At 70.6% G+C, this 16,251-nt stretch carries 11 protein-coding genes; 2 read left to right on the top strand and 9 right to left on the bottom strand.

Annotated features, from left to right (window positions below; genetic code table 11):
* Positions 1-40: 40 nt before the first annotated feature.
* Positions 41-802 (top strand): helix-turn-helix domain-containing protein, encoded by a 762-nt coding sequence (locus ACYVF3_RS27180; RefSeq protein ID WP_461157132.1) that lies wholly within the window; start codon positions 41-43, stop codon positions 800-802.
* Here the strand turns inward: ACYVF3_RS27180 and ACYVF3_RS27175 are convergent.
* The 6 genes from ACYVF3_RS27175 to ACYVF3_RS27150 all read right to left on the bottom strand — a co-directional run bounded on the left by ACYVF3_RS27175 (position 787) and on the right by ACYVF3_RS27150 (position 10,178).
* On the bottom strand, positions 787-1,692 hold the full coding sequence (locus ACYVF3_RS27175) for a hypothetical protein (protein WP_461157098.1): 906 nt from the start codon (positions 1,690-1,692) through the stop codon (positions 787-789). The two genes, ACYVF3_RS27180 and ACYVF3_RS27175, sit on opposite strands and share 16 nt — an antisense overlap.
* A gap of 69 nt (positions 1,693-1,761) precedes the next feature.
* Positions 1,762-4,788 carry a translation initiation factor IF-2 N-terminal domain-containing protein gene (locus tag ACYVF3_RS27170; RefSeq protein WP_461157097.1) on the bottom strand — a complete coding sequence of 1,009 codons (3,027 nt, stop codon included), beginning with the start codon at positions 4,786-4,788 and terminating at the stop codon, positions 1,762-1,764.
* Between the two features lie 166 nt (positions 4,789-4,954).
* The gene (locus ACYVF3_RS27165; protein WP_461157096.1) at positions 4,955-5,749 is read right to left on the bottom strand and encodes a TIGR03936 family radical SAM-associated protein; all 795 of its coding nucleotides are present in this window, start codon (positions 5,747-5,749) and stop codon (positions 4,955-4,957) included.
* A gap of 220 nt (positions 5,750-5,969) precedes the next feature.
* Positions 5,970-7,934, bottom strand: coding sequence for a TIGR03960 family B12-binding radical SAM protein (locus ACYVF3_RS27160; RefSeq protein WP_461157095.1), 1,965 nt, complete (start codon positions 7,932-7,934; stop codon positions 5,970-5,972).
* 157 nt (positions 7,935-8,091) lie between these two features.
* Complete coding sequence (gene ndk / locus ACYVF3_RS27155) at positions 8,092-8,508, bottom strand: nucleoside-diphosphate kinase (RefSeq protein ID WP_461157094.1); 417 nt, start codon at positions 8,506-8,508, stop codon at positions 8,092-8,094.
* Between the two features lie 137 nt (positions 8,509-8,645).
* A complete protein-coding gene (locus tag ACYVF3_RS27150) occupies positions 8,646-10,178 on the bottom strand; it encodes an alkaline phosphatase D family protein (RefSeq protein WP_461157093.1) in 1,533 nt (510 codons plus the stop codon).
* Positions 10,179-10,346: 168 nt separating this feature from the next.
* Between ACYVF3_RS27150 and ACYVF3_RS27145 the strand changes: the two genes are divergently transcribed.
* Positions 10,347-11,447: a zinc-binding dehydrogenase gene (locus tag ACYVF3_RS27145; protein WP_461157092.1), complete on the top strand. Its 1,101-nt coding sequence runs from the start codon at positions 10,347-10,349 to the stop codon at positions 11,445-11,447.
* Positions 11,448-11,531: 84 nt separating this feature from the next.
* Here the strand turns inward: ACYVF3_RS27145 and ACYVF3_RS27140 are convergent, their stop codons facing one another.
* From ACYVF3_RS27140 to ACYVF3_RS27130, 3 genes are all read right to left on the bottom strand, one after another.
* A complete protein-coding gene (locus ACYVF3_RS27140; RefSeq protein WP_461157091.1) occupies positions 11,532-11,996 on the bottom strand; it encodes a DUF4233 domain-containing protein in 465 nt (154 codons plus the stop codon).
* Positions 11,993-13,351, bottom strand: a complete 1,359-nt coding sequence (folC, locus tag ACYVF3_RS27135; protein WP_461157131.1) for a bifunctional tetrahydrofolate synthase/dihydrofolate synthase — start codon at positions 13,349-13,351, stop codon at positions 11,993-11,995. The genes ACYVF3_RS27140 and folC overlap by 4 nt, the downstream gene beginning before the upstream one ends.
* Positions 13,352-13,486: 135 nt before the next feature.
* Positions 13,487-16,138, bottom strand: coding sequence for a valine--tRNA ligase (locus ACYVF3_RS27130; RefSeq protein WP_461157090.1), 2,652 nt, complete (start codon positions 16,136-16,138; stop codon positions 13,487-13,489).
* Between the last annotated feature and the right edge of the window lie 113 nt (positions 16,139-16,251).

The following is a 16,251-nucleotide window of genomic DNA, read 5'->3' as shown; positions in this document are numbered from 1 at the left end:
CGCGCACGCACCTCACCCGACCCTCGCCCCGGCCTGGGTCGTGGGGTTCGGGTCGGGTGTCGTGTGGGCGTCGCATACTGGGGTAGTGGGGTATTGGGAGTCGTCGCCTTCGGTTGGGCTGCGGGGCTTCGTCTCGTGCTTGTGGGGGCACGAGAACGCGGTCGCCGCGGGATCGCAGCTCGTCGTGCCCGACGGCTGCGTGGACCTGATCTGGCGCGCCGGCCGGATCGAGGTCGTGGGACCCGACACCCGGCCCTGGACGTCCTCGCTCGCCGGGACACCGATCTTCGGCATCCGCGCCCGGCCCGGACGAGCCCGGCTCCTGCTCGGCATCCCCGCAGCCGAAGCCCAGAACTCCCAGATCGACGCCACCGAGCTGTGGGGCTCCCGGGCGCGGGATCTCGCCGAGGCCATCGCCGAACGCCCCGCGCTGGCACCCGCGCTGCTGGAGGGGTTCGCGCGGGAACGGCTCACCGAGTGGGAGCCCGACCGCGCCACCGCGGCCGCGGTGGCCGCCCTGGACGATCCGCGACCGCCGTCGATCAGCGGCCTCGCGGTCCGGATCGGCATGTCCGAGCGGCAGTTGCGACGCCGGATCGGTGACGCGGCCGGGTACGGACCGCACGCGCTGGTGAGCGTGCTGCGCTTCCAGCGAGCGGTCCGCAGCGGCGGCGGGCACCGCCTCGCCGACCTCGCCCACCGCTGCGGGTACGCCGACCAGGCCCACCTCACCAGGGAGTTCCGCCGACTCGCCGGCACGACGCCGCGGGCCGACTTCGTCCGAGGTCAGGCCTCGTCGTAGGCGCTCAGGACGCGCAGCGCGTCGAGCGTGACCCGCGGCCTGCCCTCCAGCGCCGTGCTCGGCGACCACTCCAGCCAGTGGATCGGCCAACCGCCGTCCTCCTGCTGCTGCGCCGCCAAGTGATCCAGACCCCGCTCCAGCTCCGAGTCGCTGAACCACCGCCGGGCCAGCCCCGATGGGCTCGCCGCGTAGTCGCACACCCCGGGGATCTCGCCGGAGGCGTAGCCGGGCGCCACCCGCGCCAGCTCCGGCCGCTCAGGATCGAGCAGCACGTAGCCGGCCTCGCGGATCAACCCGCCGATGCGCTCCGCGGCTTCGACGGCCCGTTCCCGCTCCGGCACGTGGTCGAGGAACGCCATCGCGGCGATCGCCTCGTACGGATGGGTCCCGGTGAGCGCGTCGATGTTCTTCCAGCAGAACTCGGTCGCGCCCGACAACCACGGATGCGCGACCGAGTTCTTGTGCAGGACCCCGGCCAGCAGCGCCGTCGACAGCAGGTTCCCCGCGGGCTCCTCGACCACCGGGATCCACGGCGCGTGCGGGTAGTCACCGAGCCGCACGTCGCCGCCGGGAACGCCGCCGTCAGGGCGGGTGATGGTGCTGAGGTGGTCGCAGACGGCCGGTGCGGCCTCGGCGCAGCGCCCGACCTCGTCCAGGATCGTCAGCGCCGTCCAGGTCTGCAGCGGCTGGCTGATCGGTCCGCGCACGTCGGGTTCCAGGCCGTATCCGTAGCCGCCATCGGCGCAGCGGTAGGCCTCCAGCGCGGTCCGGACCGCGTCCGCCGACCCCTCCGCGTGGAGGTGCTCGAAGCGGCGCTGCTCCAGCACGCGGGCCGTGAGCCAGATGAAGCGCTCGGCGGCGGCCAAGCGCTGCGGTGTGCAACGTGTCATGCCACCGACGTTAAGCGGAAATGGCCGACCCGTTCTTGAACGGATCGGCCATTTCCGGTGTTGATCAGGTCAGTCCTCGACCGGCGGACCGGACGGACGGGAGACCGCGCGGCGACGCGTCCGGCGGACCGGAGTCGCCGGCTCGATGTCCGCCAGACCGTCCCCGGTCGACTGCGGCTGCTCGGGCTTGGACACCACGAGCGGCTGGACCGGGGCGCCCGCGCTCCCCGCGGACCGGACGGCCTTGCGGCGCGGCCGGGTTCCGTTGGACTCGGCCTGGGGCTCGGCCGGCTCCGGCTTCGCCTCGACCGGCTGGGGCGCGGCCGGGGTCTCGCTGACCTGAGGCTTCGACTCGGCAACCGGCTCGACCTGAGCGGGCTCGGCCGGCTTGGTCTCGGCCTGCTTGATGTCCTGCTTGGTCTCGGCCTGCTTGGTCTCGGCCTGCTTGGTGTCCTGCTTCGGCTCAGCCTGCTTCGGCTCGGTCGGAGCAGGCTCCGGCTTGCGCTCCTCGGACTTGGCCTCGGACTTCGCCTCAGCCTTGGTCTCCGACTTCGGCTCCTGCTTCGGCTCCTGCTTGGCCTCGCCCTTGGACTCGGACTTGGAGTCCTGCTTGGCCTCGGACTTCTGCCCGTTCTTCGACTCCGTGGCCTGCTGCTCGGCGTCCTGCTGCTTGCCGCGGTTGCGGTTGCGCCGGCCACCGCCGTTGCCACCACCGCTCTGGCCGTTGTTGCCGCCGCCGTTGCCGTGCTGGTGGTTGATCGGCTCGGTGGAGACCATCAGGCCACGCCCGCGGCAGTGCTCGCAGGTGCTGCTGTAGGCCTCGAGCAGGCCGGTGCCCACGCGCTTGCGGGTCATCTGCACCAGGCCGAGCGAGGTCACCTCGGCCACCTGGTGACGGGTGCGGTCCCGGCCCAGGCACTCGGTGAGCCTGCGCAGCACCAGGTCCCGGTTGGCCTCCAGCACCATGTCGATGAAGTCGATGACGATGATGCCGCCGATGTCGCGCAACCGGAGCTGGCGGACGATCTCCTCCGCGGCTTCCAGGTTGTTGCGGGTGACCGTCTCCTCCAGGTTGCCCCCGGAGCCGGTGAACTTGCCGGTGTTGACGTCGATCACCGTCATGGCCTCGGTGCGGTCGATGACCAGGTAACCGCCGGAGGGCAGCCAGACCTTGCGGTCCAGCGCCTTGGAGATCTGCTCGTTGATCCGCTTCTCGTGGAAGACGTCGTTCTTGCCGACGTGCTTCTCCAGCCGCGGCGCCAGGTCGGGCGCCACGTGCTGGACGTAGGCCTCGATGGTCTCCCACGCATCGTTGCCCTGGACGGTCATCGACGAGAAGTCCTCGGTGAACAGGTCGCGAACGACCTTGATCAGCAGGTCGGGCTCCTCGTAGAGCAGCTGCGGGGCGTTCGCGCCGGGGGTCTCGGCCTTCTCCTTGATGACCTCCCACTGCGCCTGCAGCCGCCGCACGTCGCGATCGAGGGCGTCCTCGCTGGTGCCCTCGGAGGCGGTGCGGATGATGACGCCCGCGTTCTCCGGGACGATCCGCTTGAGGATCTCCTTGAGGCGCTTGCGCTCGGTGTCGGGCAACTTGCGGCTGATGCCGGTGGCGCCGCCGCCCGGCACGTAGACCAGGAACCGGCCCGGCAGGCTGATCTGGGTGGTCAGGCGCGCGCCCTTGTGGCCGATCGGGTCCTTGGTGACCTGCACCAGGACGCTGTCGCCGGTCTGCAGGGCCTGCTCGATGCGACGGGCCTTGCCCGCCAGCCCGGCGGCGTCCCAGTCGACCTCACCGGCGTAGAGGACCGCGTTGCGGCCCCGGCCGATGTCGACGAAGGCGGCCTCCATGCTGGGCAGCACGTTCTGCACGCGTCCCAGGTAGACGTTGCCGACCAGCGAACCCGTGCCCGACGAGGTCACGAAGTTCTCTACGAGGACGTTGTCCTCGAGGACCGCGATCTGGGTCTGGTCCCCGCTCTGGCGGACCACCATCTTGCGGTCCACCGACTCGCGGCGGGCCAGGAACTCCGACTCGGAGAGCACCGGCGCGCGGCGACGACCGGCCTCGCGGCCGTCCCGGCGGCGCTGGCGCTTGGCCTCCAGGCGGGTCGAACCCTTGACCGAGCGGACCTCGTCGTCGCTGGAGTCCTGCCGGGAGGACTCGGGCGCGGACTCGCGGACGTGCACGACGGTGTTCGGCGGGTCGTCCTCGCGGCTACCGCTCTCGTCGTCCGACGAGCCCTTGCGGCGACGACGCCGACGACGCCGACGGCTCCCCTCGGACTGGCCGTCCGACTCGGAGGACTGCTCCTCGGACTCCTCGGAGCTCTCGCCGGACTCGGTCTTGGTGGCCTCCGGCTGGGTGCTCTCGGAGCCGTCCTCGGCACCGGACTCGTTGTCGGAGTCGGCACCGCGACCGCGCCCGCGGCCACGACGGCCCCGACGGCGACGGCGGCGGCTGCCGGCGTCACCGGAGTCGTCGTCGCCGTCGTCGGCGGACTCGTCCTGATCGTCGTCGGACGTGGTCTGAGGCTCGGCTGCGGGCTCGGCGGCCTTCTCGGCCGGGGCGGCCTCGGGCTCCGGCTTCGGCTTGTCGGCCTTGTTCGGCGCCGACGCCTGCGGGGCCAGGAACATGGCCTCCGGAGCGGCGAACGCCGGCGTCAGCCCGGCCGAGGGGTCCTGCGATTCCGATCCGGCCGGAGCGGGCGCGAAGTCCGCGGCGGGCACCGCGGCGCTCTTCTCCGGCGCAGGCGCCTCGGCATCGGGCTTGCCCGACGCCTGGGGCGCGGAATCCTGCTGCTCGGCAGCCGGGGCGGCCTCGGCCGCGTCCTCACCGTCGTCGGCGACCAGCTCCGGGTTCAGCGACTGCACGACGCGCAGGGCCAGGTCCCGGTTGATGTTCGACTGAGCGCTGCGGACCGGCTCACCGAGCTCGTCCAGCGCCTTGATGATCTCCCGGCTGCTGGCTCCCAGCAGCTTGGCGAGCGCGTGCACCCTGAGCTTCGCGGGCAACTCGATGGTGCCCTGCGCATCCTGGGTGGGTGTGGGCGATTGCCCGCTGGCGTTGTTCCCAGCGGGCGTGTCCATGTTCAACATCCAGCTCCTCCGCCCCCGGGCGCGTCCGGTGGACGCGGCCGCACAGAGGCATGTGCGATCTTTTAGTTTCCGCCGCCCGCGGGCGACGGCAATTCTTCGTGGTCCCTCCGCCCCGGACCTGCAGGCCGGGAAGCCGTACGGCGGGTCGACGACGTCACAACGTCCGTCACCCGACCGCGGGCTCTCCCGCCGGAGTCCGGTCGCCGCCTGAGTCCTGGGCCAACGGGTCGGCAATGCCTCCCCCGTCATCGAGCCGACCCTGTTCCAGCCGGGTCGCGCTCGTGGCGGCCGACGGTGCCAGACCGGCGACGACACGCAGGGCGCTCAGTACGTCGTCGGGCCGTACGACGGGTGTTGTCTGCCGCACGACCGTTACGAGTATCCCATACGGTGCGGACGCCTCGGGCCAATCGTCCACCCGGGCGGTCGCGTCGCGTTTTTGATCACGCTGCGCAATCGGCCGAGGGCCCTCGAACACCTCCGCATCGAGCAGCGCGGCACGAGCGTCGATGGTACGACGGCCGTCCTTGGTCATCCGCTCGACCAGCGCGCTGTCCGCGGCCATCAGCTGGTCGGTCGCCCTGCGCAGCTCGGACACGTCCGTGCCGGGCAGGTCGAGGCGCCACCTGCTGACCTGGAGCCGGTCCGCGAGCGGACCCGGACGCGCCTCGACGGCCTCGATGAGGTCGATGCCGTCGGGCAGAGCGGCGTCCAGCTCGGTGCGCAGGGCCTCGGGCTCGACGTGCTCGACCAACTGCAGCTCGACGTACTCCGCCTCGCTGGACACACCGGTGGGCACGGCTCCGGCCCAGGACACCTTGGGGTGCGGGCTGAAGCCCTGGGAGTAGGCCATCGGGACTCCGGCCCGGCGCAGCGCGCGCTCGAACGTGCGCGCCACGTCGCGGTGCGAGGTGAACCGCAGCCTCCCCCTCTTGGCGTAGCGCAGGCGCAGCTTCTGCACCGGCGGCGCCGAAGGATTGGGATGATCTCTCCGACTCAGAATGCCTCCCCGACCATGATCGCCATCGCCGGTCCCCCAGGACCGCTCACGATGCCGATGCTTGCTTGCTCAACCGCGAGGTGACAACACCCAGCGGGAAGTTTTTCGACCCAGACCGTACCCGGCCGAGGGTTTCACGCACGTTCGTGCCCAACCGCATGTTCGCGCACGAACACGCAGGTCAGCCGTTGGTGAACGCCGAGTTCCGCACCGGAGAGCCCTGGCCGACCGGCGAGATCGGCAGCAGGTTTCGCCCGGTCGGGCCGACCTCGATGTCGGTGCCCATCGTCGGGCACACACCGCAGTCGAAGCACGGGGTCCACCGGCAGTCGTCCTGCTCGCGGGCTTCCAGGGCGTCCTGCCAGTCCGCCCACAGCCACTCCTTGTCCAGCCCGGAGTCCAGGTGGTCCCACGGCAGGATCTCGTGCTCGGTCCGCTCGCGGGTGGTGAACCAGGCCAGGTCGACGCCCACCTGGGCGAGCTCGGCCTCCGCGCAGTCGACCCAGCGCTCGTAGGAGAAGTGCTCGTTCCAGCCGTCGAAGCGGCCGCCCTCGCGCCACACCCGCTCGATGACCCGGCCCAGGCGGCGGTCACCGCGGGAGAGCAGTCCTTCGATCAGCGAGGGCTTGCCGTCGTGGTAGCGCATGCCGATGTTGCGGCCCAGCGAGCGGTCGGTGTTGATCGCCTCGCGCAGCTTGCGCAGCCGGTCGTCGACGGTCTCCGGGTCGGTCTGCGAAGCCCACTGGAACGGGGTGTGCGGCTTGGGCACGAACCCGCCGATGGAGATCGTGCACCGGATGTCCTTGCGCCCGGACGCCGCGCGACCAGCGCGGATGACCTCCTTGGCCATCTCGGCGATCTGCAGGACGTCGGTGTCCTCCTCGGTCGGCAGACCGCACATGAAGTACAGCTTGACCTGCCGCCAGCCGTTGGCGAAGGCCGCCGAAACGGTGCGGATCAGATCTTCCTCGGAGACCATCTTGTTGATCACGCGGCGGATCCGCTCGCTGCCGCCTTCGGGCGCGAAGGTGAGCCCGGAGCGGCGGCCGTTGCGGGACAGCTCGTTGGCCAGGTCGATGTTGAAGGCGTCGACCCGGGTCGACGGCAGCGACAGACCGGTGTTGGTGCCCTCGTAGCGGTCGGCGAGGCCCTTGGTGACCTCGGCGATCTCGGAGTGGTCGGCCGAGGACAGCGACAGCAGGCCGACCTCCTCGAACCCGGTGTTCTCCAGGCCACGCTGCACCATCTCGCCGATGCCCTCGATGGAGCGCTCGCGGACCGGGCGGGTGATCATCCCGGCCTGGCAGAAGCGGCAGCCGCGGGTGCAGCCGCGGAAGATCTCCACGCTCATCCGCTCGTGCACGCTCTCGGCGAGCGGGACCAGCGGCTGCTTGGGGTACGGCCAGTCGTCGAGCTCCATGGTGGTGCGCTTGAACACCCGGTAGGGGGCGCGCTCCTGGTTGGGCACGACCTCGGCGATGCCGCCGTCCTCGGCGTAGCCGACGTCGTAGAACTTGGGGACGTAGACGCCGCCGGACTCGGCAAGCCGCAGCAGCAGCTCGTCGCGACCACCCGGGCGGCCCTCGTTCTTCCAGCGTCGGACGGCCTCGGTGATCTCCAGGACCGCTTCCTCACCGTCGCCCAGCACCGCCGCGTCGAGGAAGTCGGCGATCGGCTCGGGGTTGAACGCGGCGTGCCCACCGGCCAGCACGATCGGGTGGTCGTCGGTGCGGTCCACCGCGTGCAGCGGGATTCCGGCCAGGTCCAGCGCGCCGAGCAGGTTGGTGTAGCCGAGCTCGGTGGCGAAGCTGATGCCGAAGAGGTCGAAGTCGCCCACCGGGCGGTGCGCGTCCACGGTGAACTGCGGGATCCCGTTCTCGCGCATCAGCTCTTCGAGATCCGGCCAGATCGCGTAGGCGCGCTCGGCGAGCACGTCGGGCTGCTCGTTGAGGACCTCGTAGAGGATCTGGACGCCCTGGTTGGGCAGCCCCACCTCGTAGGCGTCGGGGTACATCAGGCACCACCGGACGGTGGTGTCCTCCCACGCCTTCACGGTCGAGTTGAGCTCGCCGCCCACGTACTGCACGGGCTTGGACACCCGAGCCAGCAGGGGCTCCAACCTGTCGAAAACGGACTCCGCAGCCACCCGACCAGGGTAGAGGTGCCCCGGCGGGACGCCGACCGGGGGCGAACAACCCACCCTCGCCGCCTGCACACGCGTGGTGGGTGGCCCCTTGTGGGTGGTGGGGTGGGTGGGGAAGTTTTCATGAAAACTTCCCCACCCCCACCAGGGACGTCCAGCGTCAGGCGTTCAGCTCGGGGAACCAGAGCTTGAGCTCACGGGCGGCGGACTCCGTCGAGTCCGAGCCGTGGACCAGGTTGTACTGGACCTCCAGGCCGAAGTCGCCGCGGATCGAACCCGGGGCGGCCTTGTCGACCGGGTCGGTGCCGCCGGCCAGCTGCCGGAACGCCGCGATGGCCTTCGGTCCCTCGACGCAGGCCGCCACGACCGGGCCGCCGGTGATGAACTCGATCAGGCTCTCGAAGAACGGCTTGCCGTCGTGCTCGGCGTAGTGCTGCTCGGCGAGCTGGCGGTCGACGTTCTTGAGCTCCAGCGCGACCAGCTTCAGGCCCTTGCGCTCGATCCGGCTGATCACCTCGCCCACGAGGCCCCGCTCGACGCCGTCGGGCTTGACCAGCACCAGAGTGCGCTCGCTCACGTTCTCTCTCCTCACATCACGGTTGCGCCAGGCGCAGAGATCCCAGCGCCCGATTTGACCGCAAGCGTATCGACGCAGGTGAAGCCCTTATACCCGGGGCTCGAATCGATCACGCCTCCCGAACGGGATCGGTGGGCTCAGGGGCGGGGTTCGAGGGTCTTGCTCCAGAGAGCGGCGCCTCGCTGATCGCGGAGGTCGACGGTGAGCCGTCCCGTGGTGCCGTCGATGGTGACCTCGCCGAAGTGCTGGAAGCCCTCCATCGGCGACGCGCCCTGGCGAGCGGGGGCGCTGACGAAGGCCATCTCCGGCCCGAAGGTCGGGTCGAGGTCGTTGGGGCCGAAGGCGCCCGCGTTGAGCGGCCCGGAGACGAACTCCCAGAACTCGTCGAAGCCGGTGAACGCGGCGCGCTGCGGCGAGTAGTTGATCGCGGCCGAGTAGTGCACGTCGGCGGTCAGCCAGACGACGTTGCGGACCTGCCGGCGGCTGATCTCCTGCAGCACCCGCGCCAGCTCGGACTCGCGGCCGTTGGGGGCGCCCGGCAGCCCGTTGGCGACGCCCTCGATCTTGTCCCCGTCCGGGACGATGACGCCGATCGGCATGTCGGAGGCGATGACCTTCCAGGTCGCCCGCGACGCGGACAGCTCGCGGACCAGCCAGCGGGCCTGCTCGTCGCCGAGGATGCGCTCCGGCGCGGTTCCCGCGGAGTTCGGGTCGCGATAGCTGCGCATGTCCAGCACGAACACGTCCAGCAGCGGTCCGTGCGAGACCTTCCGGTAGACCCGCCCGTCGACGGCGTCCTGCCTGCGGATCGGCTGCCACTCGTGGAACGCCTGGAACGCGCGCTCGGCCAGCACGTCGACGCGCTTCTCGGTGTAGGCGTCGTCGTCGAGGACCTCGCCCGGGTACCAGTTGTTGGTGACCTCGTGGTCGTCCCACTGGATCAGCTGCGGGACGCGCGCGGCGAACGCGCGCACGTTCTCGTCGAGCAGGTTGTAGGCGAACTGGCCCCGGTACTCGGCGAGGCTCTCGGCGACCTTGGCCTTCTCCGGGGTGACGACGTTGCGCCAGACCCGGCCGTCGGGCAACGCCACCGACTCCTCCACGGGTCCGTCGGCGTAGACGGTGTCCCCGCTGTGCAGGAAGAAGTCCGGTTCGCGGTCGGCCATCGCGCGGTAGATCGTCATGCCGCCGATGTCCGGGTTGATGCCCCAGCCCTGGCCGACCACGTCCCCGGACCACAGGAACCGCACGTCGCGGCGGTCCTGCGGCACGGTCCGGAAGCTGCCGGTCAGGCCCTCGCTGACGACCCTGCCGTCCAGGTCCTCCGCGGTGACCCGGTAGTGCACCTCATGACCTGACGGGAGGCCGGAGAGCCGCAGCTCACCGGTGCCGTCCGTGTCAGGTGTCAGGACCGGCCCCGGAACGCGCAGGGCGTCGCGGAAGTCCTCGCGGGCGGAGATCTCGACGAACATCCGGGACGGGCGGTCGGCCCGCGTCCACACCACGGCTCCGTCCGGGCGCGGATCGCCGAGCTGGACGCCGTGGGTCAGCACCGGACGTCCGGAACGGGCGAAGGCGGTGCCCGGCAGCAGCGCGCCCGCGGCCATCAGGCCGGCGCCGGTGGCTCCGCGGCGCAGCAGCTCGCGGCGGGACAGGTTCTCGGGGGTCATGCCCCGGTTCTAGCCCGGCCAGGCCGCGCCGCGCTCACCACAGGTGAACGAGCAGGTGAAACTTCGGTGTGCAGATCCAGCCTCCGCGCGGGCCCTGGTGCGCAGCCCGTCGGACGGCTAGCTTCACGGCCGGAGAAACCGACTGGCCGGTCTGACGAGGAGGTCACGATGCGCGCCGCCGTGCACACCGCCGCCAACGCACCGTTGCGGATCGAGCAGCTGGGAGATCCGACGCCGAGGGCCGGTGAGGTCGCCATCGACGTGCGCTCCTGCGGTGCCTGCCACAGCGACCTCCACGTGATGAAGGGCGAGCTGCCGTTCCCGACCCCGGCCGTGCTCGGCCACGAGGTCGCCGGCGTGATCTCCGAGCTTGGCTCCGGCGTGAGCGGGCTGTCGGTGGGCGATCCGGTCGTGACCAGCTTCATCATGCCGTGCGGCCAGTGCGGGCAGTGCTCCCGCGGCAACGAGGAGATCTGCGAGAGGTTCTTCCGGTTCAACCGCGGTCAGGGCAAGCTCTACGACGACGACACCCGGTTGCACCGCAGCGGCGGCGAGCCGGTGTGGATGTACTCGCAGGGCGGGCTGGCCGAGCGCTGCGTGACGCCCGCGACCTCGGTGTACCGGGTTCCCGACGGGGTCGAGCTCTCGGACGTGGCCTCGGTCGGGTGCTCGACGATGACCGCCTACGGCGCGCTCCGGCACGCGGCGAACGTGCAGGTCGGCGACACCGTAGCGGTGGTGGCCGCAGGTGGAGTGGGCTCGGCCCTGATCCAGCTGGCGGCGGTGTTCGGCGCGTCGACGATCATCGCGGTGGACATCAGCGAGGACAAGCTCGAAGCCGCCCGCCAGCTCGGCGCCACGCACACGGTGAACTCGTCAGAGGTGGACGCGCCTGCGGTCATCCGCGAGCTCACCGGCGGCCGCGGTGTGGACGTCGCGTTCGAGGCGCTGGGCGCGGTCCCGACGTTCAACGTCGCCAGGGACTCGGTCGTCGAAGGCGGCCAGGTCGTGGTCGTCGGCATCGCCGCTCGGGGCACGACCGGCGAGTTCGACCTCGCCACCATCGCCAGGCGCAAGCTCCAGATCAAGGGCTCCTACGGCGCCAAACCCCGCCGGGACATGCCGGTCCTGCTCGACCTGGTCGCCCGGGGCCAGCTCCGCCCGCAGGACGCCATCAGCCGCCGCTACCCCTTCGAGAAGGTCCAGGACGCCTTCGACGCCCTAAACCGCAGCGAGATCCTCGGCCGAGCAGTCATCGACCTCACCTGACCGGGTGGTGGTCCCCAATTTCTTAAGTATTTGACGTTCACTCGGGTGACGTCCAAATACTTAAGAAATTGGGGACCACCTGGGTCAGTCGGTGCCCTCGGGGTGGCCTGGGGGGTGGCCGAGTTGGTCGTAGAGCCGGCCCTCGCGCATGCGCTTGGCTATGTCCTTGCGCAGGTGGAGGACGTAGGCCCAGATCAGCGCGAAGATCGCGCCCATGATGCCGATCGACGGGTGGATGAAGGCGCACAGGATCATGGCCGCCTGCAGGGCCAGCGCGAATCCCAGCCCCCAGGGGCGGCGCTGCACGAAGGCCGCGGCCAGCATCAGCACCGAGAGCACGATGACGATCACGAAGCCGGCGCTGGAGACCCCCGCGCCGAACTTCCACACCACCGGCAGCGCCAGCAGGAACGTGATGAACTCCAGCGCCAGGGTGGCCGCCATGATGCCGCGCAGGCCCTTCCACGGGTCCCGCACGCCTTCCGGCGCCTCCGGCAGGCCCTTCTCGGGCTCGGATTCCTCGGCCACGACCGCTCCCGTCTCGTTCACGCGGGCTCCTTGCCGAACAGGGCGCGGGCCTCTCCCGCGGTCACCACGGATCCGGTGATCACGACACCACCGCCGGACACCGACTCGCCGGGGTCGTCGGTCTCCTCCGCCAGCTGGATCGCCTGCTCGACCGCGTTGTCCAGCCTGGGCTCGACCATGATCCGGTCCTGCCCGAAGATGTCGAGCGCGATGCCCGCCAGCTCGTCCGGGTCCAGCGAGCGCGGCGAGGAGTTGCGGGTCAGCACCAGCTCCTCCACGACCGGTTCCAGCTCGGCCAGAATGCCGCGCGCGTCCTTGTCGCCCAGCACGCCGACCACGGCGACGAGCTTGCGGAAGCTGAACTCCGAGCTCAGCGCGTCAGCCAGCGCCCGGGTGCCGTGCGGGTTGTGGGCGGCGTCGACGAGCACCGTCGGTGCGGCTCGCACGCGCTCCAGCCTGCCGGGCACGAGGACCGAGGCGAATCCGGCGCGGATCCGCTCCACGTCCAGCTGCCGATCGGCACCGGCGCCGAAGAACGCCTCGACAGCGGCCAGCGCGAGTGCCGCGTTGCGGGCCTGGTGCTCGCCGTGCAGCGGCAGGAAGATCTCGTCGTAGACGCCGCCGAGGCCCTGCAGCTTCAGCAGCTGGCCGCCGACCGCGACGGTCCGCTCCAGCACGCCGAACTCCTGGCCCTCGCGCGCCACGGTCGCGTCGACCTCGGCGATCCGGTTCATGATCTCCTGCTGCGCCTCGACGGGCTGGGAGGCCATGACCACGACCGAGTCGGGCTTGATGATCCCGGCCTTCTCCCGGCCGATCCCGGCGAGGTCGGTGCCGAGGTACTCGGCGTGGTCCAGCGCGACCGGGCAGATCACCGCGATCTTGGCGTCGACGACGTTGGTGGCGTCCCAGCTGCCGCCGAGCCCGACCTCCACGACACCGGCGTCGACCGGGGCGTCGGCGAACGCGGCGTAGGCCATGCCGGTGAGCACCTCGAACTTGCTCATCTTGACGTCGCTCCGGGAGTCCACGATGGACACGTAGGGAGCGACGTCGCGGTACGCCTCGACGTACCCGGCGGGACTGATCGGGGCGCCGTCGACACCGATGCGCTCGGTCGCGAGCTGCAGGTGCGGGCTGGTGTAGCGACCGGTGCGCAGTTCGAGCCCGGTCAGCAGCGCGTCGATGATGCGCGTCGTGGACGACTTGCCGTTGGTGCCCGCGATCTGCACGACCGGATAGCTGGTCTGCGGTTCGGCGAGCAGGTCGGTGAGCGCGCGGATGCGGTCCAGCGACGGCTCGATCTTGGTCTCCGGCCAGCGTTCGTTGAGCTCGGCTTCCACCACGCGCAACTCGTGCAACGCACCGGGATCCATGCCGGTCAAGTGCCCACTCCCCTGCCAACGACGAAAATGCCGAGGTTGAAGTCTACGTCTCTCCTGGTGAGCGGCCGCCCAGCCCCGCTCAGCACGACGAGGGGCCCTCCGAAGAGGACCCCTCGTCGACGTGCGTCAGCCCTGCGGGAGGGCCTCCAGCCGGGCGGTGATGCGCGCGATGTCGGACTCCGCGACCTCGCGGCGGGCCTTGATCTTGTCGACCACGTCGGCCGGCGCCTTGTCCAGGAACGCCTGGTTGCCGAGCTTCTTGTCGGCTCCGGACAGCTCCTTCTCCGCGGCGGCGAGGTCCTTGGCGAGGCGCTTGCGCTCGGCCTCGACGTCGACCGCGCCGGAGAGGTCCAGCTCGACGTCGACGGTGCCGCCCGCCAGGCCGACCTCGATGGAGGCCGAGGAGGTGAACTCGTCCCCGGGCTCGGTCACCTTCGCCAGCGACCGCACAGCGGCCACGTGCTGGGCCAGGCCCAGCTGCTCGACCCCGCCGAGTCGCGCCGCGACCTTCTGGCCGGGCTTGAGGCCCTGGTCGGAGCGGAACCGGCGGATCTCGGTGATCAGCTTCTGGGTCGCCCCGATCCGGTCGGCGGCCCCGGTGTCGGCCTCAGCACCGGTGGCCTTCGGCCAGTCGGCGATCACCACGGACTCGCGGCCGGTCAGCGCCGTCCACAACGTCTCGGTGAGGAACGGGATCGTCGGGTGCAGCAGGCGCAGCAGCACGTCGAGGACGTGGCCGAGGACCTCGCGGGTGCTCTCGACGCGCTCCTGCGAACCGTCCATCTGGACCTTGGACAGCTCCAGGTACCAGTCGCAGAACTCGTCCCACGTGAAGTGGTAGAGCGCCTCGGTCGCCTTGGCGAACTGGAAGTCCTCCAGCATGTCGTCCACTGTGGACACCAGGGCGTCGAGGCGGTCGAGGATCCAGCGATCCGCGTCCGTCAGCGACTCCCGGCGCAACTCCGACGACGGCACGCGGGCACCGTTCATCAGCGCGAACTTGGTGGCGTTGAACAGCTTCGTGCCGAAGCTGCGGGACGCCGAGACCCACTCCTCGCTGATCGGCGAGTCGGTGCCCGGGTTGGCTCCGCGCGCGAGGGTGAACCGCAGCGCGTCGGTGCCGTAGGTGTCCATCCACTCGATCGGATCGACGGTGTTGCCCGCGGACTTCGACATCTTCTTGCCGTGCGCGTCGCGGACCATGCCGTGCAGCGCGATCGTCTTGAACGGGACGGCCTCGGCCGGGTCCCGGTCCTTCATCGCGTACAGGCCCATCATCATCATCCGGACGACCCAGAAGAAGAGGATGTCGTATCCGGTGACCAGCACGGACGTCGGGTAGAACTTCTCCAGTTCCGGTGTCTCGTCCGGCCAGCCCATCGTGGAGAACGGCCACAGGCCGGAGGAGAACCAGGTGTCGAGGACGTCCTCGTCCTGGCGCCAGCCCTCGCCCTGCGGCGGCTCCTCGTCCGGCCCGAGGCACACGACCTCGCCGCCCGGGCCGTACCAGATCGGGATCCGGTGGCCCCACCACAGCTGCCGGGAGATGGCCCAGTCGTGCAGGTTGTCGACCCAGTCGAAGTAGCGCTTCGACATCTCCGGCGGGTGCACGGCGACCCGGCCGTCGCGCACGGCGTCGCCTGCGGCCTGCGCCAGCGGGCCCACCTTGACGAACCACTGCAGCGACAGCCGCGGCTCGATCGGCTCCTTGGAGCGCGAGCTGTGACCGACGCTGTGCAGGTAGGGCCGCTTCTCGGCGACGATGCGGTCCTGCTCGCGCAGCGCCTCGCGCACCGCCACGCGGGCCTCGAAGCGATCCATGCCGTCGAAGCGGGTTCCGGTGTGGGCGATGCGGCCCTGCTCGTCCATGATCGTGAGCATCGGCAGGTCGTGCCGCTTGCCGATCTCGAAGTCGTTCGGGTCGTGCGCCGGGGTCACCTTGACCGCACCGGTGCCGAACTCCGGATCGACGTGCTCGTCCGGCACGATCGGGATCTTGCGGCCGGTCAGCGGGAGCTCGACCTCGGTGCCGACGACGTGCTTGTAGCGCTGGTCGTCGGGGTGCACGGCGATGGCGGTGTCGCCGAGCATCGTCTCGACCCGCGTGGTGGCCACCACGATCGCGTCGTCACCGTCGCCGTAGCGCATGGAGACGAGCTCGCCCTCGACCTCCTTGTGCTCCACCTCGATGTCGGAGATCGCGGTGCGCATCTCGGGCGACCAGTTGACCAGCCGCTCGGCGCGGTAGATCAGACCGTCGTCGTAGAGGTTCTTGAAGATCGTCTGGACGGCGCGGGACAGGCCGTCGTCCATGGTGAAGCGCTCGCGGGACCAGTCGACGCTGTCGCCGAGGCGACGCATCTGCGACAGGATCGCCCCGCCGTGCTTCTCCTTCCACTGCCAGACGCGCTCCAGGAACTTCCCGCGGCCCAGCTCGCGGTGGTCGATGCCCTCCTCGCGCAGCTGCTTCTCGACCAGCGCCTGCACGGCGATGCTGGCGTGGTCCATGCCCGGAAGCCACAGGGCCTCGTAGCCCTGCATGCGGCGGCGCCGGGTCAGGATGTCCATCAGGGTGTGCTCGAAGGCGTGCCCGATGTGCAGGCTGCCGGTGACGTTCGGCGGCGGGATGACGATCGTGAACGGCGGCTTGTCGCTGTGCGGATCGGCGGTGAAGTACTCGGCGGCTACCCAGCGCTCGTACAGCTCTGCCTCTACGTCGGCCGGGTTCCAGGACGACGGGAGTTCACGGTTGGCTGCGGCTGCGTGGGTCTGTGTCACACGCCGAATTCTACGAGTGCCCGGATGGCGTTCCGCCCGGGCATACCACCTCCGCCCGCAGCGCGGAGGTGACGCGCAGCAGGAGGGCGCGGCCCGATGCGAGCCGCGCCCTC

It is taken from the genome of Saccharopolyspora tripterygii, from assembly GCF_054778355.1.
This window is presented reverse-complemented; position numbering and strand designations above follow the sequence as displayed.

Excerpts from the sequence above, each read along its gene's own strand:
- ACYVF3_RS27170 (WP_461157097.1), bottom strand. The coding sequence starts at position 4,788 with ATGTTGAACATGGACACGCCCGCTGGGAACAACGCCAGCGGGCAATCG.
- ACYVF3_RS27150 (WP_461157093.1), bottom strand. The coding sequence starts at position 10,178 with ATGACCCCCGAGAACCTGTCCCGCCGCGAGCTGCTGCGCCGCGGAGCC.
- ACYVF3_RS27145 (WP_461157092.1), top strand. The coding sequence starts at position 10,347 with ATGCGCGCCGCCGTGCACACCGCCGCCAACGCACCGTTGCGGATCGAG.
- ACYVF3_RS27175 (WP_461157098.1), bottom strand. The coding sequence starts at position 1,692 with ATGACACGTTGCACACCGCAGCGCTTGGCCGCCGCCGAGCGCTTCATC.
- folC (WP_461157131.1), bottom strand. The coding sequence starts at position 13,351 with ATGGATCCCGGTGCGTTGCACGAGTTGCGCGTGGTGGAAGCCGAGCTC.